The sequence below is a fragment of the Campylobacter concisus genome (genome assembly GCF_003049705.1).
Classification (GTDB): Bacteria; Campylobacterota; Campylobacteria; order Campylobacterales; family Campylobacteraceae; genus Campylobacter_A; species Campylobacter_A concisus_AR.
Genome location: NZ_PIRF01000006.1, coordinates 69752 through 94822, shown reverse-complemented (window position 1 = coordinate 94822; position 25071 = coordinate 69752). Strand labels below are relative to the sequence as shown.

Below are 25071 nucleotides of genomic sequence, written 5' to 3'. Positions count from 1 at the left end.
TTAATCCAACTTTACTTTTGCGTATTCTATAAGTCCGCCGGCGTTTAAAAGCTCTTGCATAAAAGGCGGTATAGGGCTAAATTTATACTCTTTGCCACTGGTTAAATTTACGATCACGCCGTTATCAACATCTATTTTTAGCTTATCGCCAGCGTTTATCTCGTCCGTTTCTTTAATCTCAAGTATCAAAAGTCCTGTGTTAAAGCTATTTCTATAAAATATTCTCGCGTAGCTTTTAGCTATCACCGCGCCAATGCCAGCAGCTTTAAGTGCGATAGGAGCGTGCTCACGAGAGCTACCACAGCCAAAATTTTCGCCTGCCACGATGATGTCGCCTTTGTCTATTTTGGTACTAAAATTAGGATCAGCATCTTCCATAATATGCTTTGCCAAGATATTTTCGTCGGAGGTGTTTAAGTATCTAGCAGCGATGATGATATCAGTATCGATATTATCGCCAAATTTCCAAACCTTGCCTTCTTTCATCTTTAACCTTTTGTTATGTAAATTTGAGCTGATTTTAGCCAAAAGTAACTAAATAATTCATCAAATCGCAAATAAAGTCTTCGATTTAAACAGCTAAAGGGCAAGGCAAAGGGCGTTTAATGCCCCTTTTATCTTTTTAAATTTAAAGAACACCTACCTAAGAATTTACACGCTGGGCAAAATCCGGTAACGCCGACAATAATTGGAATTAGGCCGATTAACGCCCAGTAGCTCTCGTAAAAATACCAAACTGCCACCATAAAAACTAGCCCTAGTACGACCCTAATAATTCTACTTTTCACGCTTACCATATTTTTACCTTTTCTTAAAAATTTTATAAAGTGGGCAGTAGCCGTAATATCCCGTTAAAAGCGGAATTAGCCCGACCGTCCACAACCAGCAGTCGCAAATAAATCCGAAAATAAAAAACCAAATCGCCGCTATAATCAAACGTATAGTTTTATCTAAAACGCTCATTTTATCTCCTTTAAGCCAAAGCTTTTAGCATTCCGTTCATAACCATAGGTTTAAATCCGTAAATTTTAACCAGCCAACTCATATAGCTCTCTCTGGTAGCGCCGAAGCACTCTAACGTCGGAGCCGTTCCCTCCCAGTCAAACTCTACCATTATGGCCTTGCCGTATTTGGTGATAAAAGGGCAAGCCGTATATCCTGTAAATTTCTCGCTGGGTTCTCGTCCTTTTATCGTATCGGCTAAATTTTTAGCTAAGATCGGATACATTTTCCTAACGCTAGCCCCTGTTTTGCCGGCCGCAAATCCGCAAATATCGCCGATACCGAATATATTTTTAAATTTTGTACTTTGTAGGCTATATTTATCGACGGCTAGGAAATTTAGCTTGTCGCCCTCTTTAGTTAGGCCGGCGCGAGCTAAAATTTCGCTTCCTTTTTGCTTAGGCGGCAAGTGAAGCCAGTCGTATTTTACGTCGATTAGCTCGGATGCGATTTTATCTTCGCCGTTTTGCCTGTATGCCGTCCAAAACTCGAAAGTAGCGGTATTTGAGCTTTTATCGACGGCTACGATTTGATGGCGGAGATTAAAATTTATCTTTCTTTTTATCATTATTTGAGTCATCGCCGCGGCATAAGTCGGATCGCCGAAAAGCTTGCCGCCGCCGACGTAAAGATTAACGCTGCCTTTATCGCGGTTGCCGGCCAACCTCAGTCTATCTTCGCTCATGCAAGTTACTTTTTTATTAGCGCCGCTGCATTTCATCGGGGTTTTTTGATCGCAAAACACCGCCGCGCCGCCGTTTTGAGAGAATTTTTTCATCAACTCGTTGCTCTTTACGGCGCCTTGTAGAGTATAGACGGAGGATATGTTGCCGCTAGTATCGTTAATATCCTCTAAGCTTAGCCCCTTAACGGCTTCAAAGTCGTATTCCACGCCGCTTGCTACGATTAGATAATCATACCCCAGCTCGCTCCCGTCGTCTAGGACGAGTAGATTGGCTTCGGGCTTTATCTCCGATACGTTTTTGCGTATCCACTCGGTTCCTTGCGGGATATAATCCGCTTTTTCGTAAACGACGTCGCTAGCTTCGTAAATTCCGACGGCGATTAGCGTAAAGCCCGGCTGGTAGTAAAATTTCTCGTCTTTATCCACGAGAATTACCTTGGCGTTAGGCATATCTCTTCTAAGTTTAGCCGCCAACGCGATACCGCTAAGTCCTGCGCCCATTATGACGATTTTAGAATTTATATCGTCGTTTTCGCCGCCTATTACCGAGCAACCGCTCATACTCGCGGCTAGTCCAGCGGCCCCCATTAGCTTTAAAGCGTCTCTTCTTTGCAGTCCTTTCATAAATTCTCCTTTTAAACGAGTTTATGAAATGCTACCTAAAAAAGGCCGCCCTATCCGTAACAAAGTTACCTTAAAACGAGAATTTTAAGAAACAAGCCTTATTTCGCCGCGGCTTTGCGTTATTTGCCCGCTTCTCTCAAGCTCTTTTAGCACCCTAGATATCGCTTCTCTAGCGCTTCCTAGATGATTCGCCAGCTCTTCGTGCGTTATTTTTATAAAATTTTCGTTTAGATTTTCGATGCTTTGGGATAAAAAATTCATAATCCGCGCCGAAAGCGGCGAAAACAAAGCCTGCTCCATAACGTTTATCGTTCTGGCAAATCGATCGGCTACGATTTTTAGAGTAAAATTTAAAATGCTCGGATATTTTTCTTTAAGAGGTTTGTAAATTCGCGCCGGAATAACGATGATTTCGCTATCTTGCTCGATTTCGATGCTTACTTTATTTTCTAGCGAATTTATAGAACACGTATCGCACAGCACGCAACTCTCGTCTTTAGTTAGCCTAAATATCGTTATTTCCTTTGCGCTAGACGACACGAACGCCCTTAAAACGCCTTTTAGTATAAGGATAAATCCAAAGCAATCGTTTCCGGAGTAAAATATTTCGCCCTTTTTTACGGTTTTTAGATACGCGTTAGCAAAGATCGCATTTAGATCCTCGCTTGCTAGATCGAAATTATTCGTAAACCTCTCGCGCAAAATTTCTTTTAACTCTTCGCTTAGCATTTTGCCCTTTCGTGACTTCGTTACAAAAATTTAACCTTATTATAGGTAATATTGCATAAAAATTTAATACGAAAAGAAAAACAATGCACGACGTTAAGAAAAACGACCCGCAAAGCAAAATAAAATCGCTTCCGATTATGCTTTTTGCCGGTACTATGGGGCTTGGAGGGCTTTGCGCGGCTTATAAGAAATTAAGCGAGATATTTGATTTACCGGATGAGATATTCTCGGCGCTTAGAGCGCTAGACTGCACGGTATTTTGCCTACTTTCGGCGTTTTACCTCTTTAAGCTTTTAAAATTTAAAGAAGAAGTAAAGGCCGAATTTTCGCACCCTATAAAGATAAATTTTTTCGGCGGATTTATCATTTCGCTTTTTCTTTTAGCTCTAGCTTACAAAGACGCGCCGCAACTATACTACTCGCTTTTTTACGCGGCTTTAGGCTTGCAAACGATTTTTACGCTTTACGTAATTTCTTTTTGGATCGACGAAAAATTCGATATCATGATGCTAAATCCAGCATGGTTTATCCCGGTAGTGGGCAACTTGCTAATCCCGATCATAGCCGAAAAATCTCAAGCGATCTGGTATTATTTTAGTTTGGGGTTATTTTTTTGGATTATTTTATTCGCCGTTATATTTTATAGGTTAGTCTTTTACGATAAGCTAGCCGACAAATTCGTCCCGACGCTAGTCATTACGCTAGCGCCGCCGGCTATGGCGTTTTTGGGATACGTAAAATTAACCGAGCAATTCGACGCTTTTGCGGCGATACTACTTAATATAAACGTATTTTTCGCGGCGCTTATACTTTTTTCGTATAAAAGATTTATTAAACTCAAATTCGCCCTATCGTGGTGGGCTTTTACCTTCCCGACGGCTGCTAGCTCCATAGCGTTTTTAAAAGCTTACGAAATTACTCAAAGCGATTTTTACTTAGTTTTAGGAGTCGGCGCTTTTGCGGCTCTAGTCGCTTCGATTTTGATAGTCGGATTTTTAACGGTTAAATCTATAATAAACGGCGAAATTTTTTCAGAAAAATAACCTTAGCTCAAAAATTTACTTTAGTAGTATTTGTAGCTGATTTCTAGCTTTTTATATAGGCCGATTTCCGTTATGTCGCCGTTTTCGTAGTATTTGTCCGCGGGCTTAAATTTGACCGAGGTTTTATGCGTCAAATTTCCCCGCTCGTCCCTCGTTATGCCTTTAAACTGCAAGATTTGCCAGATTTTTGCCTCAGAGCCGAAGTAATTCACCGACGTATACTCCATCTCGTCGCCGTTTGCGGCGTAGTAATAAACCCATTTTGAGCCCGGGGCTTGCGTGATTTTTTCGTATTCGCCGTTTGGCTTGCGCTCGAAGCTTATCTCTATACCGTGGCGCGGCTCCATATTATTTTCTATCCGCGTTAAAACGCCCTTTTCGTCGTAGACGTAGCTATCGTCTGTCACTAGCGTCCCGCCCGAATACGCCGCCCGAGCGATCATTTTGCCGTCCTTGCCGTAAGTGGTTTTCTCCGTGCGTGGGTAAAATTTATCCTCCACATGCTGCTCTTTGGCCGTCGCGACTAAATTTTCGCCGTCAAATTCGTATTCGTAGAGATAAACGGCGCTATCTTGATATTTTTTGCGCACTAGCCCGTCTTTGCCGTACTCAAACAAAACCGAGCTGTTCGGTACGCCGTTTATATGCTCGGTTTCTTGCACTATATAGCCGTTTTCGTTAAACTCCGTTCGCTTTACGCGCGTATTTTCTAGCGTCCCGGAGCCGTCCGTAGAGTATTCATACTCCGTAGCCGTCATGCTTTTTACCTCGCCTTTTAGCTCTCTTTTGCTCCAGTCGCTTTCAGGCAAAACGGCCGAGTTTAGATAGCAAACCGCCGATGCCGCCGCTAAAATAGCCTTTAAAATTTTCATTTTTATCCTTTTTTAAATCACGCAAAGCCTAGATTAGTTTAGGTTAAAATTTCGCATAATTTAGCCCCAAAAGCGACAATACCGGTAAAATCCTAGCTTTTACGAGTTTAAACCCGCGCTTGAAACCGACTTAAATTTTTAAGCAAGCCTGAGGCAATTTTCATTTCCTTGCGGTTTATTAACTTAAACCTAAGCTTCATTTGCCTTTTTAAAAATTTCTCTCATCTCTTCTTCGCTAAGCGGCTCAACCAGTATATTTGCGGCGTCTATGAAGCGATATTTTTCTTTTGGCAGATTTACCATAAAAGCGCCATATTCGCATTCGCCAAGCACATGCGCGTCCTTATCGTCTACGCCGACTACTAGCGTAAGTATCCAGCGCGAGACCTTTCTCTCTCCTAGAACTTCTTGCGCCTGCCACGACGGAGAGGGAGCGTAAGGCAAGATAGTCGGTAAATTTTCGCTAAGCGTATATGCGCCAAAAATTTCGCTACCGTCTTTATCTTCGTATAAATTCTCTCTTGCGCTATAAGCGTCAAGATATTGCGTCTGCCTCATCATCTCATCGAATTTAGCCGCAGGGCTAGCGCTTGCAAAAATTTCATCTATCATAACCGCGTCAAACGCCACGTCGCGCTCTAGGCCAGAGATATAAAGCATTTGATTTTTCTCTTTTGCCTCCTTTAGAGCTTCAAGTCCCCACATTATGTCGGCTTCATAATCAAATTTTAAAATTTGCTCGCTATCGTAAATTTCTTCATTGTCGCACTCTATTTTTGAGCCGGTTTTGGCTGAAATTTTAGAAAGAAACAAAAGTGCCGTCTGCCAGTCGCCAACGCCGCTTGGAGTACAGACTCGAACGATATATTTGCCGTCTTCGTAGCTTAGCTCAAAGCCACGAGCACTCTTTTGCCATACGCCAGCAATCATCACGTTTTCGTTTAGCAAAAGCCCGCTCGGCTCGTCGTTTTGGCTATTAAAAAAGCAAAATCCCTCTATAAACTCTGAAATTTCACGCTCGCTTAGCGCCTTTTCATATCCGCCCAAAAGCTTCTTTTTATTTTTTACCTTAAATGTTACGCTCATAAATTCTCTTTTGCCTACTCTAAAACGTCATCGCTTGATCGCACTGCCTAACCCACTCGGATAAGATATCCATGCTACCTTTCACCTCAGCCTCGAAATAAGGCTCTCCCGCATGCAAACCGCACCTCGTTTGGCAGCTACCGCAAACCTTTAGCATAGCGCCGCTAGCGTAAAGCTCTTTTAACATCGCTACTAGATCTACGTCGTAGTTTTCCGGCTTTTTGGTGCTATTTCGCGCAAGATCGACCGCGTCGTTCATTAGAAAAATTCTGACCTCTTCGCCTTTTTCTTTTAGCGTTTTAGCTAGCCTTAATGCGTTGTAAGCGTTGTCGGTACCGTTGTATGGTTGATTTGTAAGTATAAATAGAAATTTTTTCATCTTTTTCTCCTTTTGCCAAAAATGTAGTGCAAACCGGGCAAATTTTAGCCAAGCTATATAAAAAGAGGCTAAATTTATCTAAAAAGTAAAAGTACTCCGATCGTGCAGACGATAATGGCGGTGCAAATTTCAAGTAGCCTTAGGTGCGTTTGTAAAAATTTCTTTAGCATAGCTCCGCCGAGTGCGTAGATATTTAGCGAGCAAAACTCGATGAAAACGAGCGTTGCCGCGATCGCGCACATACGAGTTAGACTAAAGGGATCGTCTTTATCCAAAAACGTAGGCAGTAAAGCCGAGAAAAATATCCATGCCTTTGGATTTGTGACGCAAACGATGAGGCCGTTTATAAACATCTGCTTTTTGCTTGGTAAATTTGAGACGTTTGTTACGCTAAGCTCGCCCTTGCCAAAAAGAAGCATCGCGCCAAGATAGAGCATATAAAGCCCTGCAATGATATTTAGCGCCTTAAATGCGTACTCAAAATGATGAAGCACCGCGCCCGCGCCAAGCATACAGCAAAACGCCACGAAAGCAAGCGAAAGAAGCTGCCCGGTCATCATAATAAACGAGTGCTTATAACCAAAGCTCATACCGATACTCATCGCATAGGTCATGTTGATGCCCGGCATTAGCGAGATAGGAGCAAGCGTAGCGAAAAAGAGTAAGAAGTCCATAAAAAGCCTTGAAATTTAGCTAACAAATATAAAAATTTAAGCTATAAATCAAATCCAGCGATCAAATTTATAGCTTAAATTTAAAAGGCGGACCAAGCCGCCTCTTTTTTAGTGAGTTAAGAAATACTCTTGAATTTTGGCTTTATCGCTTGTTTTTGTAAGAGCAAGCATTAAAAGTACTCTAGCTTTTTGCGCGTTTAGATTATCGCTTGTTAAAAAGCCGTATTTTGCGTCGTCTACTTCGCCGTTCATAGTCGTCTCGCCACTTCCTACACGTGAGTCGCGAACTACCACTACGCCAGCTTTTGAAGCCTCGCCAAGTGCATCAAGTACGCTAAAGTAAGGATTGCCATTGCCAAGACCAGCGCTAACGATACCTTTTGCGCCGTTTTTAACAGCTATGTTTACAAAGTCAGGGTTGTCATTTGCGTGAGAGTAGATGATATCGACTCTAGGAAGTTCTTTTACGCCCTCTAGGTCAAATGCTGATTTTGCTGTGTGTTTTCTGATCGGATTCATATAGTATTTTACGTTGCCATAAAAGACTGTGCCGATCTTACCGCTATTTGGTGATTTAAATGTATCAACGCCTGTAGTGTTGGTCTTTGTCACTTCTCTAGCAGCGTGAATTTCGTCATTCATAGTGACCACAACACCCTTGCCTACGCTATCTTTACTAATAGCAACATTGACGGCGTTAAATAAATTTAGCGGGCCGTCTGCGCTTAGTGAGCCGCTATTTCTCATCGCACCTACAAGCACAACTGGCTTATCGCTTTTAACGACTAAATTTAGAAAGTAAGCTGTCTCCTCCATAGTATCTGTGCCGTGAGTAACGACGATACCATCGGCTTTGCCGCTATTTAGAAGTTCGTTTATTCTATTTGCAAGCTTAAGCCAAACTTCGTTGTTCATATCTTGTGAGCCGATATTTGAAATTTGCTCACCTTTTATGGTAGCGATCTTGTTTATATCTGGCACGGCTGCGATTAGTTTATCGACCGTAACAGTTCCAGAAGTATAGCTCGCATCAAGCGATCCTGAGCCACTTCCCGCTATCGTTCCACCAGTAGCTAGTATGTAGATGGTTGGCTTTGCAACCGCTAAAGTAGCACCTAAAATCATGAGTAACACCGCCTTAAAGATTAAACGCATTTTAGCTCCTTTGCATTAAAATTTGCAAAGTCATTATAATGCCATTTATTTAAAAAAATTATTAACTTCTAAATTTTATATTTATTTAAAAAATTCTTATCAAAAACATATAAATTCCGGTTGAAATAACTATGCTAAGAAGGGTATTTTTAAACTTTAAATGCATCAAAATAGCTGTAAAAACTGCTACTATCTCGCTTAAGCCATAAGGAAACTCGCTAAATTTCGTATCTTTTAAACCGTAGCAGACCAAAACGACCATTATCATCATACCCATATGCTTCTCAATGGCGTCTAAATAAGGGTTTGACTTATAGTTTTTCAGTGCATAAAACGGCGTTGCCCTCGTTATAAAAGTAGCTATGGCGCTTAAAAGCACCGCCACAAAAAGTACCATCTCGCTTGAGCTTACACTTATCAAATTTTATCCTTGAACAAAAGCAAAAATATAAAACAAAGTGCCATTGAGCCAACAAGCACAAATTTAGCTGGAAATAGGCTCACTCCAAGCACACCAAAAAATGTCGCCGCAAAGAGCACGCGGTAGTTTTTATCATTTTTAAACATTTCAATCACAATAACTATAAAAAGTGCTGTCAAGCTAAACTCAAGCCCTTTTGTATCGGCCTTTATAAAATCGCCAAGTATCACTCCAAGCAGCGTCCCAGCCGCCCAGTAAGACCAAGAAAGTACATTTAGCCAGGTAAAGACAAAGCTGCGGTCACTCGCCTCTTTTAGTCCCAAATTTTTAAATATCGCAAAGGTCTCATCTGTTAGCAAAGCGATGTTTAAAAGCCTAAATTTGATCCCACTATACTCTTTTAAAAGTGAAATTCCATAAAAAGTGTGACGCAAATTTACAAGGTAGCTCACGATAAAAACCTCAACATAGCTCGTGCCAACGCTAAAGAGCGAGAGCATCATAAACTGCGCTGCGCCGCCGTATGCTAACGTACTAAGCGCCACAGCGATAAATGCGCTAACACCCATACTTTTAGCCAAAATGCCAAATGCGACACCAAGCGGAAAATAGCCCATAAAGATAGGAATGGATAGTTTAAAAACATATTTAAATATCAAATTTTTACCTTGATAAAAGCCGAAATGTTAGCAAAATTTGAAAAATTTAGAGTAAAAATAGAGTTAAATTTTATAAAATGATAGAAAATTTTTGGAGTTAAAAGATGAAAAAGATAATTTTAATTTTATTTTGTATTCTATTTTCTTGGGGTAAAAATTTAGATACCACTAAGCTTGAAAGTAAATGCACTTTAAATAACGTAGAAAGCTGCACCGATCTTATATATATCTACCTTGACAAAAATGAGCGCGATAAAATGGTAGCTATGGCAAACAAGGCCTGTGAGCTAGGCAATCCACATAGCTGTCTATTTTTAGGAAATATATATCTACAAAAAGACACCCTAGCACAAGAAAAAGAAGAAGGGCTTAGGCTTTATAATAAGGCTTGCGAACTAAAAAATGCATTTGCTTGCTACACCCTTGCACTCATCTACGAAGCTGGAGATGCTGGTATACCAAAAGATAAAAATAGAGCAAAAAACTACTACAAAAGAGCCTGTGAGCTTGATTTGGAAGAAGCATGCAGTAGCTTAAAAATTTCTCAGTAACTTTTATTCTTGCTCCTAAAAGTAGAAATTTTAGACGAGATGTGCCAAATTTTAATTTCGCCCAAATTAATGAGTCTATTTTATCGAGTCCTTGCCTTTTGGCGTTTTATTTAAAAAGCAAAATACCTCAAGCGTAAAAGAAAGCAGTATAAGCCCAACGATAGCTAGAGTTGCGTTCATACTATCTACCTTTTAAGCCCATTTACTATTTCAAGCATCGAATCGCTCGTAGTTATCGCCTTTGAGTTTGCCTCGTATGCACGCTGACCAGTGATAAGATCGGTCATCTCTTCAACTAACTGAACGTTACTCATCTCAACAAATCCTTGTCTGATCGTACCAAGTCCGTCAAGTCCTGCAACGCCTACTACCACGTTACCGCTAGCGCTTGTTTCTAGATAGTTGTTGTCGCCCATTGAGTGAAGGCCGGCTGGGTTTATAAAGTTTGCTAGCTCAATCTGACCTATCTGAGCCATCTCTCTCTCACCTGCTTGGAGTACTGATACGGTGCCATCTGTGCCGATAGAAATTTGTGTCGCATTCGCAGGCACGGTAATCTGAGGGATGAGCTGATAGCCATCGCTATTTACAATAGTGCCGTTTGCGTCAAGTTTAAAAGCGCCATTTCTAGTATAAGCCGTAGTGCCATCAGGCAGTTGAATCTGAAAAAAACCATTACCAGCTATTACCATATCTAGGTTGTTACTGGTCTCTTTAAAATATCCCTGAGAGAAAATTTTATTTATAGCCGTTGGGCGCACACCAAGACCCACTTCGATACCAGTTGGGCTTGTGGTAGTCTGGCTTGTAGCCGTACCTGCGTACTCCATTACTTGATACATAAGATCGGCAAATTCAGCTCTATTTTTCTTGTATCCATAAGTATTTACGTTTGCGATGTTGTGTGAGGTTACGTCTATCTGCGTCTGCTGGGCTATCATACCAGTGGCTGCAGTGTAAAGTGATCTCATCATAGTTTTATCCTTTTATTAAGCTTTTAGGGCTAGTTTTTGAACAGCATCTTGGTTAAGATCATTCATGTGGCTTGTCATAACCTTTTGATACATATCAACTAAGCGCTGGGTTTCTATTAGACCAACCATTTCTAAAACTGGATTTACATTTGACATCTGAGCATAACCTTGCATCACGCTATCAGCTTCTTCAAGCTCTGTGATGTCGTCAAAATTTCTACTCTCAAAGAGATTATCTCCGACCTTTTTAAGATCTCTTATCTCTCTTGGCTGAGCTATAAAAAATTTAGAAAATTGATTGTTATTTGAGTATAAATTTCCATTTTTATCGGCAGTTAGCACCTCACCTTGTGGCACTTGGATACCTCTTTGGCCAGGATTTTGTGCCTCGTAGCCGCTTGGCAAAACTTTATAGCCCTCTTTTGTAACGATGTAGCTGTCGCCATCAAGGCTAAAAGAGCCGCTTTTGCTAAGTTTTACGCCGTTTGGGGTATCAACTAAGAAAAACGCGTCATCTCTTTTTATCGCAAAGTCAAGCGTGTTTGAGCTGTATTTAAAGCCTCCAGCGCTAAAGTCGGTGTACTCTTCGCTCACTTGTGGTACGCGGTCAAGCGTTCTATTTAAAAATTTAGCTCCATCTTTTGTGTGATTTTTAAGAGGAAGCTCATCTTGCGTCTCTTTAAAAATTCTCGCAAAGTCACCGATAACTACATCATTTCGCTTATAGCCGATCGTATTTACATTTGCAAGGTTATTTGAGATCACATTTAATCTGTTAAACTGCGTTACCATGCCAGCAGTAGCTTGATAATAACCATTTTGCATAAAATTTCCTAATCAAAATTTGATTTTTATAGCTACTAAGCAATCATCGTTCCAACTTTGTTTTTATACACATTTACAAAATTTGGGTATAATCCACTTTCTTTTAAACAACACTTAAATCACAATTAGACGATTCGAAAGGAAATTTATGAGCGCCGCAAAAGACTCTTTTTCTCAGATAGAAGAGCTTTTCGCTGAAAATGCAAAAGGCTTTTTGACATACGAAAAATTAGTAAAATTATTAGACAAAGCTCCGACTGCTACGATAGTAAAAAAGATAGAACAACTAGCAAAAACAAATAAAGTCCAGCTCATCACATCTGCTGAGGCCGCAAAGCTTAGAAATTTAGCTGATGCTAAAAAACGCCAAGAAAATGCTCAAAAGAGCGATCAAGATATCGATGAGGATCTCGATCTTTCAGGCGAAAGTGACCTTTTAGAGTGGTCAAGATCTGATAGTCCTGTCAGGATGTATCTAAGAGAGATGGGTCAGATCGCGCTTCTTACAAAAGATGAGGAAGTTGAGATCAGCAAAAGGATTGAGCTTGGCGAAGATATCATTATCGATGCATTTTGTTCTGTGCCATTTTTGATCGATTTCATACTTGACTATAAAGAGCCACTTATCAACAGAGAACGCCGTGTAAAAGAGCTTTTTAAGAGCTTTGAGGACGAGAGTGAAAACGAAGAGAATGAAGACAGCGAAGACGATATAGACGAGGAAGATGAAGAAAACGAAGAGAACGAAACTCCTAAAAAATCAGCCAAAAACGATAAACGCGCTGAAAAAGTTATAGAGAGTTTCAAGGCCCTCGAAAAGGCAAAAAAAGAGTGGCTAAAGACTGCAAACAAACAAGATAAAGTTGAGAGCTATGACACAGCTTCAAAGATGACTCTTGCATTTAAAAAGAAAATTTTAAAAGAGAAGCTAATGGATCTTGGCCCAACAAGCAAGTTAATTAGCGAGATCGTAAAATCAATGGAAACAGCACTAAAAAGCGACGACGAATTTGACAGAGAGCTAAAACGTTTGGAGTATCGCTTGCCAATGTTTAGCGACGAACTTAAGAAAAATCACAAAAGTATCTTAAAAGATATCATCAAGCTTAGCAAAGAAGAGATCGCAGCTCGTGTGCCAGAAGCTACAATGGTCTCAACTTATGTCGAGATCAAAAAGCTATTTACTACAAAAGAGGCAAGCAAGCAAGGCTTTGATCTTGAGCCAACAAGGCTAAAAGAAATTTTAGAGCAGATCAAACGTGGAAAGAAAATTTCTGACGAGGCAAAAGCTAGAATGGCTAAGTCAAACCTCCGTCTAGTTGTAAGTATCGCAAAACGCTATACAAATAGGGGCTTACCATTTTTGGATCTCATCCAAGAGGGCAACATCGGCCTTATGAAGGCGGTTGATAAATTTGAATACAGAAAAGGTTATAAATTTTCAACCTACGCCACATGGTGGATCCGCCAGGCTATTTCGCGTGCGATCGCCGATCAAGCAAGGACGATTAGGATACCTATCCACATGATAGAGACGATAAATCGTATCAACAAAATAAACCGCAAATACCTCCAAGAAGAAGGTAAAGAGCCTGATGTAAGCGTTATCGCAAAAGAGGTTGGGCTAAGCGTTGATAAGGTAAAACAAGTCATCAAAATAACAAAAGAGCCTATAAGCCTCGAAGCTCCAATCGCAAACGAAGAGGACGGAAAATTTGGAGATTTTGTAGAGGATAAAAGCTCACTTTCTCCGATAGAGCAAATTTTAAAAAGTGACCTTAGAGAGCAAATTGACGATGTGCTTTCGCAGCTAAATGAGCGTGAAAAGGCTGTAATTTCAATGAGATTTGGCTTGCTTGAAGATGAGAGCGACCGCACACTTGAAGAGATCGGCAAGGCACTAAATGTCACTCGTGAGCGTGTCCGCCAGATAGAAAGCTCAGCTATCAAAAAACTAAAACACCCAAAAGTCGGTAGAAAACTTAAAAACTACATTGAGGGCTAAAAAGCCCTTTTTTCTTTTGGATATTTTCCTTAAGACTTTCTCTTTAGCTTTATAAAATTTAAAAATTTTTTTAGCAACAAATTTCACTAACAATCTACATTGATTTTATTATTGAAAGGCTGGATTCAGCCCTCATTTAGCCATTAGACCAACTTAAAAATACAAAAAACTTAATATTTTTTAAAGAATAAGATTAGATAAAAAGAATTTACCGGCGCAAGACCGGTGAAAATTTATTCAGCTAGAAGTTTATCTAGTTTTGCGTCCAAGCTCGTAGTATCATGAGCTTTAGCTAAGCTCGCAGCATGAAGTTTTAAATTTGCTTGTAAATTTTCTTCCAAGCTCTTTGCGATGTCGCTGCTATCAAGGTTCTCTACACTATTAGCATTTGCCACGCTTCTTGCGGCTAGAGCATTTATACCTCTAAATACAGCATTTTGTGTTGATCCGATCTCTGAGCGAAGTGAATTTATATTTTTTAAAATTTCACCTGTATTTGAGCCGTCATCTTTTACATTTAAAAGAGTGTTTGTGCCTAAATTTATATTTTTTGTACTCTCACCTGTGAAAAATCCAAGCTCAGCATCAAATATGTTTTTGCCATTAAATTTAGCCTCTTTTACGCTATCATTCATAGCATTTCTTAGTACGTTGATTTCGCCCTTTATGCCTTTTTGTTCATTTGCTGAGAGAGTAGGATTTGTAAGCTTGCTTGAAAGTTCACCTATTCTATCCGTACTTTTACTTAAATTTAAAAGCGTTGAGTCAGCGATTTGAAGCATACCGATCATGTCGTTTGCATTTGCTAAACCTTCGTTCAAGACATTTGTTTGTGAAAGCAAACTCTCTGCGATTTGCAAATTTGCACCTGATGCTTTGATCTCGCTGTTTGCAGAGATAGCATTTAGCGCTTTCTTCTCGCTATTTTTTGCTTGATCTAAATAATAGTTTCCTGAAGCCTGGTTTGCAGTATAAGTTCCTAACTTCATAACAACTCCTTTTTAATAATTCGCTATGGATTCTACTATAAATTCTATAAAAAGTTGCAAAATCTCTATAAAATCCATTTTTCTTTACTCTTCTAGCCTCACTGCAACTGATTTTTTATGAGCGGTTAGCCCCTCAGCTTCAGCTAGCTGCATGCATGATTTGCCAAGATGCATGATACCTTTTCTACTCACTGAAATGATCGAACTTCGCTTCATGAAATTTTCAACTCCAAGCGGCGAGTAAAATCTCGCACTTCCACCAGTTGGCAATGTGTGATTTGGTCCAGCGATATAATCTCCCATCGCTTCAGGCGTAAAGTGTCCAAAAAATATAGCGCCCGCATGAGTCACATCATCAATATAACTTAAAGCATCGTTTGTAGCGATCTCTAGGTGCTCAACAGCAAGCTCATTCATGAGAGCAAAACACTCTTTTAAATCTTTTGCCACTATTATTGCAGCCTTATTTCTTATGCTAGCACTTGCAATTGGCTCACGTTTTAGTGTCTTTAGCTCATCTTCGATGTATCTTTGCACCGCTCTTGCAAAAGCCTCTACTGGCGTTATCAAAAAGGCACTTGCGATCTCGTCGTGCTCAGCTTGAGAGAGCATATCGATAGCTATGTGGCGAGGATCAGCACTGTCATCAGCGATGACGCCTATCTCGCTTGGACCAGCGATCATATCGATATTTACGTCGCCATAAACTAGCTTTTTAGCAGTCGCTACGTAGATATTGCCAGGTCCTGTGATGACATCTACTTTTGGCATCGTTTCAGTTCCGTATGCCATCGCCGCAATGGCACTTGCACCGCCTACTTTAAAGGCTGTCTTTATGCCACAAAGGTGCATTGCAGCAAGAAGTAAGGTATTTACCTTGCCATTTGGCGCTGGAGTGCACACTACGATCTCTTTTACTCCAGCTACTATCGCTGGGATCGCATTCATAAGAAGCGAGCTAGGATAAGCCGCTTTGCCACCTGGGATATAAAGGCCAGCACGGTCAACCGCTGTGTATTTTGCACCAAGCAAGATATCATGCTCATCTTTATATGTCCAGTCACTTGGCTTTGTGCGCTCGTGATAGTTTTTTATCCTATTGTGAGCTAAATTTAGAGCCACTCTTAGGGCATTATCTAGCGAGTTGTAGGCCGCCTCCATCTCTTTTACGTCAATTATTATGTCGCTTTTACTTGTAACGCTAAATTTATCAAATTTAGCTATCTGCGCAAAAAGTGCACTATCGCCATCTTTTCTTATCTCATCTATTATTCCAGCAACTACCGGCATTACAGCACTCATGTCATTATCACTTCGTTTAACAAGCTGTAAAAATTTACTCTCAAAATCAGCGTCACTACTATGAAAAAATTTCATTTATGCTCCTTTAATTTTAATTTTCTCTCGTATCTTTGTCTTTGTGTAATGTTACCTAAAATTCCGCCCTGGTGGATATATAAAATTTCGCTCCCAAATTTGTCTAAATTTGCAAAAAGCGTGATAAAGCCAACAGGGTCATACACTAGGTCAAATTCCACGCCACTTTTGCAAACCTCTAGCCAAATTTCATAAAGCTCTTGGTATAAATTCCCAAAATGATACTTCCTTGGTGGATTTAGAATTTGCACCTTGCTATTTTTGTCTAGCTCATAAATTTGCTTTTTTAGATAGTCGCTGTCCCCCACGCAAGGAGTTGTAAAAACGCTAAGATCGGTGTGCTTTGCTAGGTAGCATGCGCTTGTGCCTGTGCCTGAGGGCAAAAAGATATCAGGCCTTATGCCGCTTTTTTTGCTCCACTCATTGATCTCGCGTGCCTGCGTGATAAAGCCAAGCTCAGCCTCGCTTTGCGCCACGCCCTCGTTTATAAAGAGCGCATTTTTACTCTTTGCTAGCTCTTTAGCAAATTTCTCACGCTCCTCTTTTACAAAAATTTCCATGCCATTTTCAAGTGCAAATTTGAAATTTCCAACTGGATCTTGCTCTAAATTTGAGCTTAGATGAGAGACGACGTAGTAAAATTTAAGCCCCTTTAGCTTGGCAAAAAGGCTTAGGCTATACATAGCATTTGACTGGCTTGAGCCGTGAGACACGATGGCTTTGATGCCGCTAAGATCGGCCTTTAGAAAATACTCTAGCTTTCTTGCTTTGTTGCCGTTAAACTCGCCTAGCAGATCATCTCTTAAAAGCCAAAATTCTCGCCCTCTTATGCGAATTTTATCAATCACCTTTAAACTCCAAAAATTTCTCTATCTCGTTGATAGCCTCTTTGTTTGAGAGTGAAAATTTGATCTCTATACGTCTTGAAGCGTCCTTGTCCTCGGCTCCGTCTTTAAAAACTAGCTCGTTGTAGCTTCTGCCACTTGCGACAAGCAGCTTTCTAAGGCGTGCATCATCGCTAAATGAGTTTATAAACTCCATCACCGCGTAGGCTCTTTTTTGTGAAAGCTCTAGGTTATAAATGTAGCTTCCATCGCTATCTGTAAAGCCCTCTATGACGATCTGATCGATGTTTGAGGCGATCTCTTTATCATTTAAAAGCACGTCAAAATACTTACTAAGCGTGGCCTTTAGCTCCTCTTTAACCTCTTCTTTTAAGACTGCACTCCCCTTATCAAAAAGCACTGATGAGCTAAGCTTTAGCGCGCCTGAGTTTGGGTCGATCTCGATGCTTGATCCTAGCCTATCTTTTAGGGCGCTGATCACTTTTACCCTTATGCCAGTTAGGTTTTTGACCCTGTCACGAGTGACGTTTAGATCCCTTAAAAGTTCGTCATATCTAGCCTCTCTTTGGCTCACTTGCTCGAGCAAAAAGGCGATCTTGGCTAAATTTTTCTCGCTGCTTGAATTTGCATCGCTAAGCGCTCTATCTTTTGATGAAATTTCATCATTTAGCACGATCATCTTTTGATTTAGATCAAAAATGCTAGCATTTAGCTCTTTTATGCTCGCATTTGCGTCCTTGTTTTCATCTATGAGCTGGGCTAGCTTTTCTTTTAGGGCGTCTATTTGGATGACAAAAATTTCATTTGATTTTTTTAAATTTATGTTTTCGTCGCTTATCTTTGAAAGCTCGCTTTTTAGGGCGTCATTTAGCTCTTCGAGTGTGAAATTCTTACCCTGGGCGTCTTTTAAATTTGCTAAAGCTGTGATGATAGCTTGCTCTTTATTTTCAAGGGTGTTTTGAGTTAGGACGTATTTTACGACGACAGCGCCGATTAGCAGCATAAAAACAAAGAGCAGACCCGCCATCAAGTCCGCGTACGAAACCCAAAAGCTCGATTGATCTTCGTTATTTTTGTCTATTTTCATTGCACTAGATTTTCGATCTTTTCTATTACAGAATTTGCTTCTTTATCGATCTCGTCTATATTCTTCTTAAGCTCAGCAATGAGGCTCTCGCGCTCTTTTTCACGCTCCAAGCTCCTGCCCTCTTGCTCGTAGGCTGCCTTAAATATCGTAGCACTCTCCACGAGCGAGGTTCTAAATGCCTTTAATGCTTCGTTTTGCTCTTTCATCAAAGAGAGAGAAAATTCTTTTAAAATGGCGTCAAAACTCTTGATAGTCTGCTCAAATTTAAGCTGGCTCTCTTTTGTGGCGTTTAAATTTCTGCTAAAAATTTCGCCAAGCTTTGCATGCTCGGTTAAAATTTTAACCTCCATATCTTTAAATGCATTAGAAAACGCTCCAACCGCCTTTAATATATCGGAGTGGATTTTTACAAATTCATCTTGTTTTAGTCCAGATTCATTTAGCATTTTTAAACTTACACTAAGCTCTGCCTTGCTTTGATTGATGATATTTTTCTCAACCTCGCAAAGCTCTTTTAGGCTGTTAAATTTCTCATTTGTCTGCTCGCTTAGCTCTTTTACAAATTTATCATCAAGCACCATTTTAAAGGCGTCGTGACTATCTTTAAAGTAGCCTACACTTGCTTTCATGAAATTTGCATTTAGCTCATTTTCCTGCCAGAAAAACTCACGGCTTAGCTCTTTTTGCTCGCTGTAAAATCTCTCAAATTTACTAATGCCGATCTTTTCAAAAAACATCCACCAAAGTGCTAAAAATATGCCATAAATCGATACATAAAACGCCGTAGCTACGCCGTTTAACAGTATAGCGATCTCTTTTTCAAGTCCGTTTGCAGTGCTTGAGCTAAAGCTTGGCATGGAGATGGCGATACTGATAAATGTGCCCAAAATTCCAAGCATAGGAAAGACTGCTTGGCCAATGTTTGCTAGGTTGTCATTTCTAAAATTTCTTGTATAGCTCTCAAAAAAATCTTCAAATTTAGCGTTTGCCTTTTTGACGCTTGAAATTTCAAAAAGGTGAGCGATGATAAATTCTTTTAGCCTTATCTTGTAATCTTTGGCATTTGCTAAGAAATTTGAGTAAGCGACCAAGGCGCTGTGGCGTGAAAACACAAAAGCGACAAAGAGTATAACGCCCATCATCACGATGGTGTGAAGCTTCATCTGAAAATTTATAACACCAAGATAGGCTAGTATCGCCAAGATGTAGATAGCTAAAGGGATAAAGATAACTTTAAAAAAGACAAAGAAAGAGTGAGCTTGGCGCTCTTTTGGCACGCTTAGCTCACTAAAATCATTTTGATTTTGCATAGGATTAGTTCCTATTTAGGCAGTTTAAGTCGCTAAAAGCAGTCTGAAGACGCTTAACCATGCTCTCCTCGCCACTTCTTAGCCATTTCCTTGGATCGTAGTATTTTTTATTTGGCTTATCATCGCCCTCTGGGTTGCCGATCTGACCTTGCAAGTATGCTCTATTTTTAGCCTCATACTCACGCACGCCGTCCCAAAATGCCCACTGCGTATCGGTGTCAATGTTCATCTTGATAACACCGTAGCTTACAGCATTTTTGATATCTTTTAGCTCACTGCCGCTTCCGCCGTGAAATACAAAATTTACTGGCTTATCGCTTTTTGTGTTAAATTTCTTAGCGACATAGGCTTGTGAGTTTTTAAGAATTTCTGGTCTTAGCACGACATTGCCTGGTTTATAGACACCATGGACGTTGCCAAAACTAGCTGCGATGCTAAATTTATCGCTTATCTTGCTTAGTCTTTCATAAGCAAGCGCGACGTCCTCTGGCTGAGTGTAAAGAAGTGCGTTATCAACGCTTGTGTTATCTACGCCATCTTCTTCGCCACCAGTAACGCCTAGCTCGATTTCTAAGCTGATGCCAAGCTCGCTAAGCTCTTTTAGATACTTCTCGCACGTGCTTAAATTTTCGTTGATATTCTCTTCGCTAAGATCAAGCATGTGAGAGCTAAAAAGTGGCACGCCGTGAGTTTTTTTATACTCATGACTTGCTTTTACTAGCTCATCTATCCAAGGCAAAAGCTTTCTAGCAGCGTGGTCAGTGTGTAAAATGACTGGCATGCCATAAGCCTTGGCAAGCAAATGAACATGCTTTGCTCCAGCGATCGCACCAAGAACGGCTGCATTTTCGCAGGCTTTACCAGCGTAAAAACCTGCACCGCCATTACTAAACTGAACGATAACAGGCGAGTTAGCAACCTTTGCCGCTTCTAAAACAGCATTTACTGAGTCGCTGCCTACGACATTTACAGCAGGTATTGCAAAACCTTGCTCTTTGGCATAAGCATAAAGTTTTGTTACATCATCTCCGCTTAAAACACCAGGTTTTACGATATCTAAAACGCCCATTTTATCCTCCAAATTTTATTTGTATTCTATCTTTGCTTTTTGGCGTAGAGCTTCACTTTTTTGTCTAACAGCAGCTTGGAATTTCTCCATTTTTACAGCTTGCTCGATCTCTGGTTTTGCTTGCTCAAAGCTTACAGTACCAGCAGCTTTACCATCTTCTTTTAAGATAACATGGTAACCAAACTGAGTTTTAACTGGTTTAGTTGAAACTGTGCCATTGGCCATTGAAAATGCTGCGTCTGCAAAAGGTTTTACCATTTGGCTTTGACCAAACCAGCCAAGTGCGCCACCATGTGCAGCTGAGCCTTTGTCGATTGATTTTTGGCTTGCAAGCTCTGCAAATTTCTTAGTTAGCGCCTCACCTTTTAAATTTTTAAGTTGAGCGATGATGTCGTTTGCTGTTTTTTCATCTTCAACTAGGATATGTCTTGCTTTTGCTTGAGCTGGCTCGTTCATACTTGCTTTGTTTTTATTGTAAAAATCTTTTAGCTCGCTATCACTTACTTTTATGCCATCAAAAAGCTTTCTCATATAAAGCTCAACCGCGATGCCTTCTTGCGCTGCTTTTACAGCTTTGATGTACTCTACATCTTTTTCGATACCGCTTGACTTAGCATCTTTTAAAAGAAGTTTTCTATTTATTAGATCGTCGATAATACGTTTTTTCTCATTTGGTTGAAGCTTGCTAGCGTCAAATCCTGGCATGGCTGCTGATAAAAGGCTTGAAATATCGCTATCGCTTATAGCATCACCATCAACTGTTGCAACTACTGCTGCATTTAGAGTAACAGCTGCTGCTAAACTTAAAACTGCTGGAAACAAAAATTTTTTCATATAAATCCTTTAAAAAATTGATTTTATGGGCAAGATTATATCAAATAAAGCGATAACTTTTCATTTAACTTAAGAAAATAAGGTAAAATACGAAGATGAGAACAAAAAAAGATATTTTAGAGATAAAAAGAAGACTTTTAGAAGAGTTTAAAGACGCCAAAAGTGAGCTTAAATTTAGAAATTTATATGAGCTACTTGTCTGTGTCATGCTCTCAGCCCAGTGCACCGATAAGAGAGTAAATTTAATAACTCCAGCTTTATTTGAAGCATATAAAGATGTCTATGAGCTAGCTAGCGCAAATTTAGCGAGTCTAAAACTAATGATAAACTCGTGCAGCTTTTTTAATAACAAAGCTGCAAATTTAATCAAAATGGCAAACAGCGTGGTTGAGCTTTATAATGGAGAAATTCCGCTTGATGAAGAGAAGCTAAAAGCGCTTGCTGGAGTTGGACAAAAGACCGCTCATGTCGTACTTTTAGAAGCTACAAATGCAAATGTTATGGCTGTTGATACACACGTTTTTAGAGTGGCACACAGACTTGATCTTAGCCATGCAAAAACACCAGAAGCTACTGAAGCTGATCTTAGCCATGCCTTTAAAACAGATCTTGGTAAGCTTCATCAAGCCATGGTGCTTTTTGGACGTTACACCTGTAAAGCTAAAAAACCGCTTTGCCATGAGTGTATCTTAAATGATCTTTGTAACAGTAAGGACAAGATTATTTAATTTTCTCAAGCTTTGCTAGAAAATTTTTAGCATCTATAAAGCCGATAGTTCTAAGAAATTTTAGCTCATCACCACCATTAAATAACAAGAGTGCAGGCGGATCAATAAGCCCAAAATTTCTTAGCATCTCATCATTTTGTGATCCACCATTTGTTACATCGATACGAATAAGTGCAAAATTTGCCAAAGCATCCATAACATCACTATCTTTAAAAGTGATCTTTTCTATCTCTTTGCAGCTTACACACCAATCAGCATAAAAATCTACTAAAACGGGTTTGGTTGAGTTTTTTATTACCTCATTTAGTTCATCTAAATTTTTAACGGAATTAAATTTTAACGCACTATCACTTTTTGCCAAATTTAGTCCAGAAAGTGGAGAAAAAGCTTCCTTTGAGCCCAAAAATGAGCCAACTATTAGCATAACTGAATATATAAAAACCAAGATAAAAAACGCTTTTTTAAACTTAGCCCAGCTTTGCTCTGCTACTTCAAATGCCCCAAAATAAACTGCCATAAAAACGCCTATAATGCCATATCCTAATAGCTCAAAAAATTCTCCAAGCACACGCGCAAGGATCCAAATCGCCATTATGAGCATTAAAAAACCAAAGAATTTTTTCACTTCATCCATCCAACTACCAGGTTTTGGCAAGAGTTTTCCAGAGCTTAGCCCGATAATAAGTAGTGGCACGCCCATGCCAAGCCCCATGGCAAAAAGCATAATGCCACCATAAAAGACATTTCCACTTTGGGCAATATAAAGAAGCGCACCAGCTAATGGTGCTGCTACGCAAGGTGATACGATGAGAGCTGAGGCAAAACCCATAATAAAAATTCCAACATAGCCTGAACTATTTTGCGATTTTTTACTTATCAAATTTTCAAATTTTGCTGGCAATTTTATATCATAAAATCCAAACATACTAAAGCTTAAAATGACAAAAATGGCCGCAAAAGCGCCAAGCACATAGATGTTTTGCAAAGCGCCTGCGATACCAAAGCCAAGTAGGCTAGCTGCCACTCCAGCTAGTGCATAAGCTAGGCTCATCGCGACAACATAGATAAATGATAATAAAAAGCCTTTTTTTGCATTTAAATTAGCGCCTTTTGAGACAATTATGCTTGAAAGTATCGGTATCATCGGAAAGACGCAAGGAGTTAGCGAAAGCAAGAGACCATAACCAAAAAAAGTAAGAAGTGAGATAAAAAAATTTTTATCTCCAAGCCCATTTGCGATATCTTGCTCGCTAGAAAATTCTTCAGCAAAGCTATCGGTATCGCTTTTTTGCTCTTTTTTAAAAGTGGCGATGCTAAATTTTCCAGCTTGGTCAGTTATCTCATAAATTTTACTTTGCGGACGGTAGCAAATGCCGTTTTTAGCACAGCCTTGATAGTTAATGTCAAGTATTGCTTTGCCATTTGAAAGATTTTCTTTTACTAAATTTAATGGGATAAAAATCGAAAAATCTTTTGGATAGATTTCATATTCTCCCGTATTTTCACTACTTGGCAAATTTAATAGCTCATTTATCTTTTTGCCAGCTAGTTTAATCTCAAAACTCTCTTTATAAAGATAGATATTTTCACCAAAGTTAAACTTCACTTCAACATTTTGACTATCAACGCTTGGAGTTAAAACAAAGGCTTTGCTAACATCTAAAACCTCAGCAAAAAGCGAGCCTGCAAATAAAATAATCGAAAAAAGAAATTTTAAAAACATACTAATCCTTGCTAAATTAAAAAAGATGATTTTAGTCTAAATTCTTAAATTTATTCTATTTTATTGTAAAATCGTGAAAATATGTGAAATTTTAAAGGAGCAAAGATGTCAAAAGACAAAAAACACCAAAAAAGTGAGAAACTTGGCTATGAGGAAGAGCTTAGACTACTTCAAATTGAACTTTTAAAATTTCAAAATTACGTAAAAGAAAAAGGCCTTAGAGTACTTATGTTAATGGAAGGGCGCGACGCAGCCGGTAAAGGAGGAACGATAAAACGCCTAACTGAGCATCTAAATCCAAGAGGTTGCCGTATAGTAGCGCTTGCTAAGCCAAGTGATGTCGAAAAAACGCAGTGGTATTTTCAAAGATATGTGACTCATCTGCCAAGTGCTGGAGAGATCGTGATCTTTGATAGAAGTTGGTACAATAGAGCTGGTGTTGAGCCAGTGATGGGCTTTTGCACGCAAGAAGAGCATAAGGAATTTTTACGTGAAGTGCCAAAATTTGAAGAGATGATCATAAACTCTGGCATAATTTTCTTTAAAATTTATCTTTCAATCACAAAAGATGAGCAGAAAAAACGCTTCAAAGAGAGGCAAAATGATCCGTTAAAGCAATTTAAAATTTCACCCGTTGATCAAAAAGCACAAGAGCTTTGGGATCAATACTCTATCGCCAAATACTCAATGCTTCTTGCCTCTCACAATAGCATTTCGCCATGGGTCATTGTCTCAAGCGATAACAAAAAAGAAGCTAGGCTAAATGTCTTTAAATTTATCCTAAGTCACGTTGAATATCCAAAAAAGATAAATGACTACTTGGAATTTGACAAAAACGTCGTAAGAGACGGAAGTGAAGAGATAAAACGCATAGAAGAAGGGCTAAATAAAGATAAGTTAAAGAGTATCGATTAAAGAATTTTTAACTTCTAGCTGGCGATTTGCTTAAATTTGCTAGCTAAATTTTTAAGCCCACCACATTACTTTTGCTAAAATGACCATTATCAGGCAAAGCACTAGAGCTATTAAATGTGAAAATTTACCAAATGGATCAGGCTTTTTTAAAAGAACGACATTAAAAACAGAGATAAAAGTTACAAGGCACATTATGAGTAAGACAAAAATTTTTACAAGTAGCAGCTTTTGAAAGTTGCTTTGCCACCAGCCAAGCTCGCCTCCAAAATAGTCTTTTGCCATATAAGCGCCACTTATTAAAAGCAACAAAAATGCTGTGCCAAAAACCTTTGCGCTGCCTTTTGTGTAGGCTTTTTTAACTATTTCAAGGGTTTTAGCATCAACCGTTTTTTTAGCAAATGGATATATGCAAACATCGAAAAATACGTATCCTATAAATACAATGGCACAAATTAAATGAGTAATCAAAAAAAATAAGTACATTTTTTAGCCTTTTTGTTTGGCATTATA

The 25071-nt window shown here is 39.4% G+C and carries 28 protein-coding genes; 5 read left to right on the top strand and 23 right to left on the bottom strand.

The annotated features are described in order from the left end of the window. From CVT05_RS07460 to CVT05_RS07440, 5 genes are all read right to left on the bottom strand, one after another. Positions 1-486: a 3-isopropylmalate dehydratase small subunit gene (locus tag CVT05_RS07460; RefSeq protein WP_107698340.1), complete on the bottom strand. Its 486-nt coding sequence runs from the start codon at positions 484-486 to the stop codon at positions 1-3. Positions 487-614: 128 nt separating this feature from the next. Further along, the gene (locus CVT05_RS07455) at positions 615-797 is read right to left on the bottom strand and encodes a DUF2892 domain-containing protein (RefSeq protein ID WP_103628693.1); all 183 of its coding nucleotides are present in this window, start codon (positions 795-797) and stop codon (positions 615-617) included. A 4-nt stretch (positions 798-801) separates the two neighbouring features. Beyond that, positions 802-963 (bottom strand): DUF2892 domain-containing protein, encoded by a 162-nt coding sequence (locus tag CVT05_RS07450; protein ID WP_021091464.1) that lies wholly within the window; start codon positions 961-963, stop codon positions 802-804. Positions 964-973: 10 nt separating this feature from the next. Further along, the gene (locus CVT05_RS07445; RefSeq protein ID WP_107698339.1) at positions 974-2311 is read right to left on the bottom strand and encodes an NAD(P)/FAD-dependent oxidoreductase; all 1338 of its coding nucleotides are present in this window, start codon (positions 2309-2311) and stop codon (positions 974-976) included. A gap of 84 nt (positions 2312-2395) precedes the next feature. Beyond that, complete coding sequence (locus tag CVT05_RS07440) at positions 2396-3040, bottom strand: Crp/Fnr family transcriptional regulator (protein ID WP_107698338.1); 645 nt, start codon at positions 3038-3040, stop codon at positions 2396-2398. 83 nt (positions 3041-3123) lie between these two features. On the opposite strand from CVT05_RS07440, the gene CVT05_RS07435 reads away from it, so the two are divergent. Then, positions 3124-4083 carry an SLAC1 anion channel family protein gene (locus CVT05_RS07435; RefSeq protein ID WP_107698337.1) on the top strand — a complete coding sequence of 320 codons (960 nt, stop codon included), beginning with the start codon at positions 3124-3126 and terminating at the stop codon, positions 4081-4083. Positions 4084-4103: 20 nt separating this feature from the next. On the opposite strand, the gene CVT05_RS07430 is transcribed toward CVT05_RS07435, so the two are convergent. The 7 genes from CVT05_RS07430 to CVT05_RS07400 all read right to left on the bottom strand — a co-directional run bounded on the left by CVT05_RS07430 (position 4104) and on the right by CVT05_RS07400 (position 9329). Then, positions 4104-4955: a hypothetical protein gene (locus CVT05_RS07430; RefSeq protein ID WP_107698336.1), complete on the bottom strand. Its 852-nt coding sequence runs from the start codon at positions 4953-4955 to the stop codon at positions 4104-4106. 189 nt (positions 4956-5144) lie between these two features. Then, on the bottom strand, positions 5145-6041 hold the full coding sequence (locus CVT05_RS07425; RefSeq protein WP_107698335.1) for a DUF4299 family protein: 897 nt from the start codon (positions 6039-6041) through the stop codon (positions 5145-5147). A gap of 19 nt (positions 6042-6060) precedes the next feature. Continuing rightward, positions 6061-6420 carry a DsrE/DsrF/TusD sulfur relay family protein gene (locus tag CVT05_RS07420; protein ID WP_072594648.1) on the bottom strand — a complete coding sequence of 120 codons (360 nt, stop codon included), beginning with the start codon at positions 6418-6420 and terminating at the stop codon, positions 6061-6063. A gap of 74 nt (positions 6421-6494) precedes the next feature. After that, complete coding sequence (locus tag CVT05_RS07415) at positions 6495-7094, bottom strand: LysE family translocator (protein ID WP_107698334.1); 600 nt, start codon at positions 7092-7094, stop codon at positions 6495-6497. Positions 7095-7202: 108 nt separating this feature from the next. Beyond that, positions 7203-8249 carry a type II asparaginase gene (locus CVT05_RS07410; RefSeq protein WP_103600153.1) on the bottom strand — a complete coding sequence of 349 codons (1047 nt, stop codon included), beginning with the start codon at positions 8247-8249 and terminating at the stop codon, positions 7203-7205. Positions 8250-8334: 85 nt separating this feature from the next. After that, positions 8335-8670 (bottom strand): branched-chain amino acid transporter permease, encoded by a 336-nt coding sequence (locus CVT05_RS07405; protein ID WP_107698333.1) that lies wholly within the window; start codon positions 8668-8670, stop codon positions 8335-8337. Next, positions 8667-9329 carry an AzlC family ABC transporter permease gene (locus tag CVT05_RS07400; protein ID WP_107698332.1) on the bottom strand — a complete coding sequence of 221 codons (663 nt, stop codon included), beginning with the start codon at positions 9327-9329 and terminating at the stop codon, positions 8667-8669. The genes CVT05_RS07405 and CVT05_RS07400 overlap by 4 nt, the downstream gene beginning before the upstream one ends. Positions 9330-9433: 104 nt before the next feature. Here CVT05_RS07400 and CVT05_RS07395 point away from each other — a divergent pair, with 104 nt between their 5' ends. Further along, complete coding sequence (locus CVT05_RS07395; RefSeq protein ID WP_107698331.1) at positions 9434-9880, top strand: tetratricopeptide repeat protein; 447 nt, start codon at positions 9434-9436, stop codon at positions 9878-9880. 185 nt (positions 9881-10065) lie between these two features. Here CVT05_RS07395 and flgG read toward each other — a convergent pair whose 3' ends face one another. Then, positions 10066-10854 (bottom strand): flagellar basal-body rod protein FlgG, encoded by a 789-nt coding sequence (flgG, locus tag CVT05_RS07385; RefSeq protein ID WP_021091447.1) that lies wholly within the window; start codon positions 10852-10854, stop codon positions 10066-10068. Positions 10855-10869: 15 nt separating this feature from the next. Then, positions 10870-11679, bottom strand: coding sequence for a flagellar hook-basal body protein (locus CVT05_RS07380; protein WP_107698329.1), 810 nt, complete (start codon positions 11677-11679; stop codon positions 10870-10872). A 148-nt stretch (positions 11680-11827) separates the two neighbouring features. Here CVT05_RS07380 and rpoD point away from each other — a divergent pair, with 148 nt between their 5' ends. Beyond that, positions 11828-13684: an RNA polymerase sigma factor RpoD gene (rpoD, locus tag CVT05_RS07375; protein ID WP_107698328.1), complete on the top strand. Its 1857-nt coding sequence runs from the start codon at positions 11828-11830 to the stop codon at positions 13682-13684. A gap of 233 nt (positions 13685-13917) precedes the next feature. Here the strand turns inward: rpoD and CVT05_RS07370 are convergent, their stop codons facing one another. The 7 genes from CVT05_RS07370 to CVT05_RS07340 all read right to left on the bottom strand — a co-directional run bounded on the left by CVT05_RS07370 (position 13918) and on the right by CVT05_RS07340 (position 21195). Further along, complete coding sequence (locus CVT05_RS07370; RefSeq protein WP_199906744.1) at positions 13918-14673, bottom strand: flagellin; 756 nt, start codon at positions 14671-14673, stop codon at positions 13918-13920. 84 nt (positions 14674-14757) lie between these two features. Further along, positions 14758-16050, bottom strand: coding sequence for a histidinol dehydrogenase (gene hisD / locus CVT05_RS07365; protein WP_107698327.1), 1293 nt, complete (start codon positions 16048-16050; stop codon positions 14758-14760). After that, positions 16047-16898 carry a pyridoxal-phosphate dependent enzyme gene (locus CVT05_RS07360; protein ID WP_103589543.1) on the bottom strand — a complete coding sequence of 284 codons (852 nt, stop codon included), beginning with the start codon at positions 16896-16898 and terminating at the stop codon, positions 16047-16049. Before CVT05_RS07360 ends, hisD begins: the two co-directional genes overlap by 4 nt. Then, positions 16891-17982 carry an OmpA family protein gene (locus CVT05_RS07355; RefSeq protein WP_107698326.1) on the bottom strand — a complete coding sequence of 364 codons (1092 nt, stop codon included), beginning with the start codon at positions 17980-17982 and terminating at the stop codon, positions 16891-16893. The genes CVT05_RS07360 and CVT05_RS07355 overlap by 8 nt, the downstream gene beginning before the upstream one ends. Further along, positions 17979-19292 carry a MotA/TolQ/ExbB proton channel family protein gene (locus CVT05_RS07350; protein ID WP_107698325.1) on the bottom strand — a complete coding sequence of 438 codons (1314 nt, stop codon included), beginning with the start codon at positions 19290-19292 and terminating at the stop codon, positions 17979-17981. The genes CVT05_RS07355 and CVT05_RS07350 overlap by 4 nt, the downstream gene beginning before the upstream one ends. A 4-nt stretch (positions 19293-19296) precedes the next feature. Then, positions 19297-20361 (bottom strand): class II fructose-bisphosphate aldolase, encoded by a 1065-nt coding sequence (gene fbaA / locus CVT05_RS07345; RefSeq protein ID WP_107698324.1) that lies wholly within the window; start codon positions 20359-20361, stop codon positions 19297-19299. A gap of 15 nt (positions 20362-20376) precedes the next feature. Next, positions 20377-21195: a peptidylprolyl isomerase gene (locus CVT05_RS07340; RefSeq protein ID WP_107698323.1), complete on the bottom strand. Its 819-nt coding sequence runs from the start codon at positions 21193-21195 to the stop codon at positions 20377-20379. A 95-nt stretch (positions 21196-21290) separates the two neighbouring features. Between CVT05_RS07340 and nth the strand changes: the two genes are divergently transcribed. Further along, positions 21291-21923 carry an endonuclease III gene (gene nth, locus CVT05_RS07335; RefSeq protein ID WP_085658278.1) on the top strand — a complete coding sequence of 211 codons (633 nt, stop codon included), beginning with the start codon at positions 21291-21293 and terminating at the stop codon, positions 21921-21923. Here the strand turns inward: nth and dsbD are convergent. Then, positions 21916-23646, bottom strand: a complete 1731-nt coding sequence (dsbD, locus tag CVT05_RS07330) for a protein-disulfide reductase DsbD (protein ID WP_107698322.1) — start codon at positions 23644-23646, stop codon at positions 21916-21918. The genes nth and dsbD overlap by 8 nt on opposite strands. A 105-nt stretch (positions 23647-23751) precedes the next feature. On the opposite strand from dsbD, the gene ppk2 reads away from it, so the two are divergent. Then, complete coding sequence (ppk2, locus tag CVT05_RS07325) at positions 23752-24561, top strand: polyphosphate kinase 2 (RefSeq protein ID WP_021091543.1); 810 nt, start codon at positions 23752-23754, stop codon at positions 24559-24561. 51 nt (positions 24562-24612) lie between these two features. Here the strand turns inward: ppk2 and CVT05_RS07320 are convergent, their stop codons facing one another. After that, complete coding sequence (locus CVT05_RS07320; RefSeq protein ID WP_107698321.1) at positions 24613-25044, bottom strand: trehalose-6-phosphate synthase; 432 nt, start codon at positions 25042-25044, stop codon at positions 24613-24615. Positions 25045-25071: the final 27 nt, after the last annotated feature.

Excerpts from the sequence above, each read along its gene's own strand:
- CVT05_RS07460 (WP_107698340.1), bottom strand. The coding sequence starts at position 486 with ATGAAAGAAGGCAAGGTTTGGAAATTTGGCGATAATATCGATACTGAT.
- CVT05_RS07455 (WP_103628693.1), bottom strand. The coding sequence starts at position 797 with ATGGTAAGCGTGAAAAGTAGAATTATTAGGGTCGTACTAGGGCTAGTT.
- CVT05_RS07450 (WP_021091464.1), bottom strand. The coding sequence starts at position 963 with ATGAGCGTTTTAGATAAAACTATACGTTTGATTATAGCGGCGATTTGG.
- CVT05_RS07445 (WP_107698339.1), bottom strand. The coding sequence starts at position 2,311 with ATGAAAGGACTGCAAAGAAGAGACGCTTTAAAGCTAATGGGGGCCGCT.
- CVT05_RS07440 (WP_107698338.1), bottom strand. The coding sequence starts at position 3,040 with ATGCTAAGCGAAGAGTTAAAAGAAATTTTGCGCGAGAGGTTTACGAAT.
- CVT05_RS07435 (WP_107698337.1), top strand. The coding sequence starts at position 3,124 with ATGCACGACGTTAAGAAAAACGACCCGCAAAGCAAAATAAAATCGCTT.
- CVT05_RS07430 (WP_107698336.1), bottom strand. The coding sequence starts at position 4,955 with ATGAAAATTTTAAAGGCTATTTTAGCGGCGGCATCGGCGGTTTGCTAT.
- CVT05_RS07425 (WP_107698335.1), bottom strand. The coding sequence starts at position 6,041 with ATGAGCGTAACATTTAAGGTAAAAAATAAAAAGAAGCTTTTGGGCGGA.
- CVT05_RS07420 (WP_072594648.1), bottom strand. The coding sequence starts at position 6,420 with ATGAAAAAATTTCTATTTATACTTACAAATCAACCATACAACGGTACC.
- CVT05_RS07415 (WP_107698334.1), bottom strand. The coding sequence starts at position 7,094 with ATGGACTTCTTACTCTTTTTCGCTACGCTTGCTCCTATCTCGCTAATG.
- CVT05_RS07410 (WP_103600153.1), bottom strand. The coding sequence starts at position 8,249 with ATGCGTTTAATCTTTAAGGCGGTGTTACTCATGATTTTAGGTGCTACT.
- CVT05_RS07395 (WP_107698331.1), top strand. The coding sequence starts at position 9,434 with ATGAAAAAGATAATTTTAATTTTATTTTGTATTCTATTTTCTTGGGGT.
- flgG (WP_021091447.1), bottom strand. The coding sequence starts at position 10,854 with ATGATGAGATCACTTTACACTGCAGCCACTGGTATGATAGCCCAGCAG.
- CVT05_RS07380 (WP_107698329.1), bottom strand. The coding sequence starts at position 11,679 with ATGCAAAATGGTTATTATCAAGCTACTGCTGGCATGGTAACGCAGTTT.
- rpoD (WP_107698328.1), top strand. The coding sequence starts at position 11,828 with ATGAGCGCCGCAAAAGACTCTTTTTCTCAGATAGAAGAGCTTTTCGCT.
- CVT05_RS07370 (WP_199906744.1), bottom strand. The coding sequence starts at position 14,673 with ATGAAGTTAGGAACTTATACTGCAAACCAGGCTTCAGGAAACTATTAT.
- hisD (WP_107698327.1), bottom strand. The coding sequence starts at position 16,050 with ATGAAATTTTTTCATAGTAGTGACGCTGATTTTGAGAGTAAATTTTTA.
- CVT05_RS07355 (WP_107698326.1), bottom strand. The coding sequence starts at position 17,982 with ATGAAAATAGACAAAAATAACGAAGATCAATCGAGCTTTTGGGTTTCG.
- CVT05_RS07350 (WP_107698325.1), bottom strand. The coding sequence starts at position 19,292 with ATGCAAAATCAAAATGATTTTAGTGAGCTAAGCGTGCCAAAAGAGCGC.
- fbaA (WP_107698324.1), bottom strand. The coding sequence starts at position 20,361 with ATGGGCGTTTTAGATATCGTAAAACCTGGTGTTTTAAGCGGAGATGAT.
- CVT05_RS07340 (WP_107698323.1), bottom strand. The coding sequence starts at position 21,195 with ATGAAAAAATTTTTGTTTCCAGCAGTTTTAAGTTTAGCAGCAGCTGTT.
- nth (WP_085658278.1), top strand. The coding sequence starts at position 21,291 with ATGAGAACAAAAAAAGATATTTTAGAGATAAAAAGAAGACTTTTAGAA.
- dsbD (WP_107698322.1), bottom strand. The coding sequence starts at position 23,646 with ATGTTTTTAAAATTTCTTTTTTCGATTATTTTATTTGCAGGCTCGCTT.
- ppk2 (WP_021091543.1), top strand. The coding sequence starts at position 23,752 with ATGTCAAAAGACAAAAAACACCAAAAAAGTGAGAAACTTGGCTATGAG.
- CVT05_RS07320 (WP_107698321.1), bottom strand. The coding sequence starts at position 25,044 with ATGTACTTATTTTTTTTGATTACTCATTTAATTTGTGCCATTGTATTT.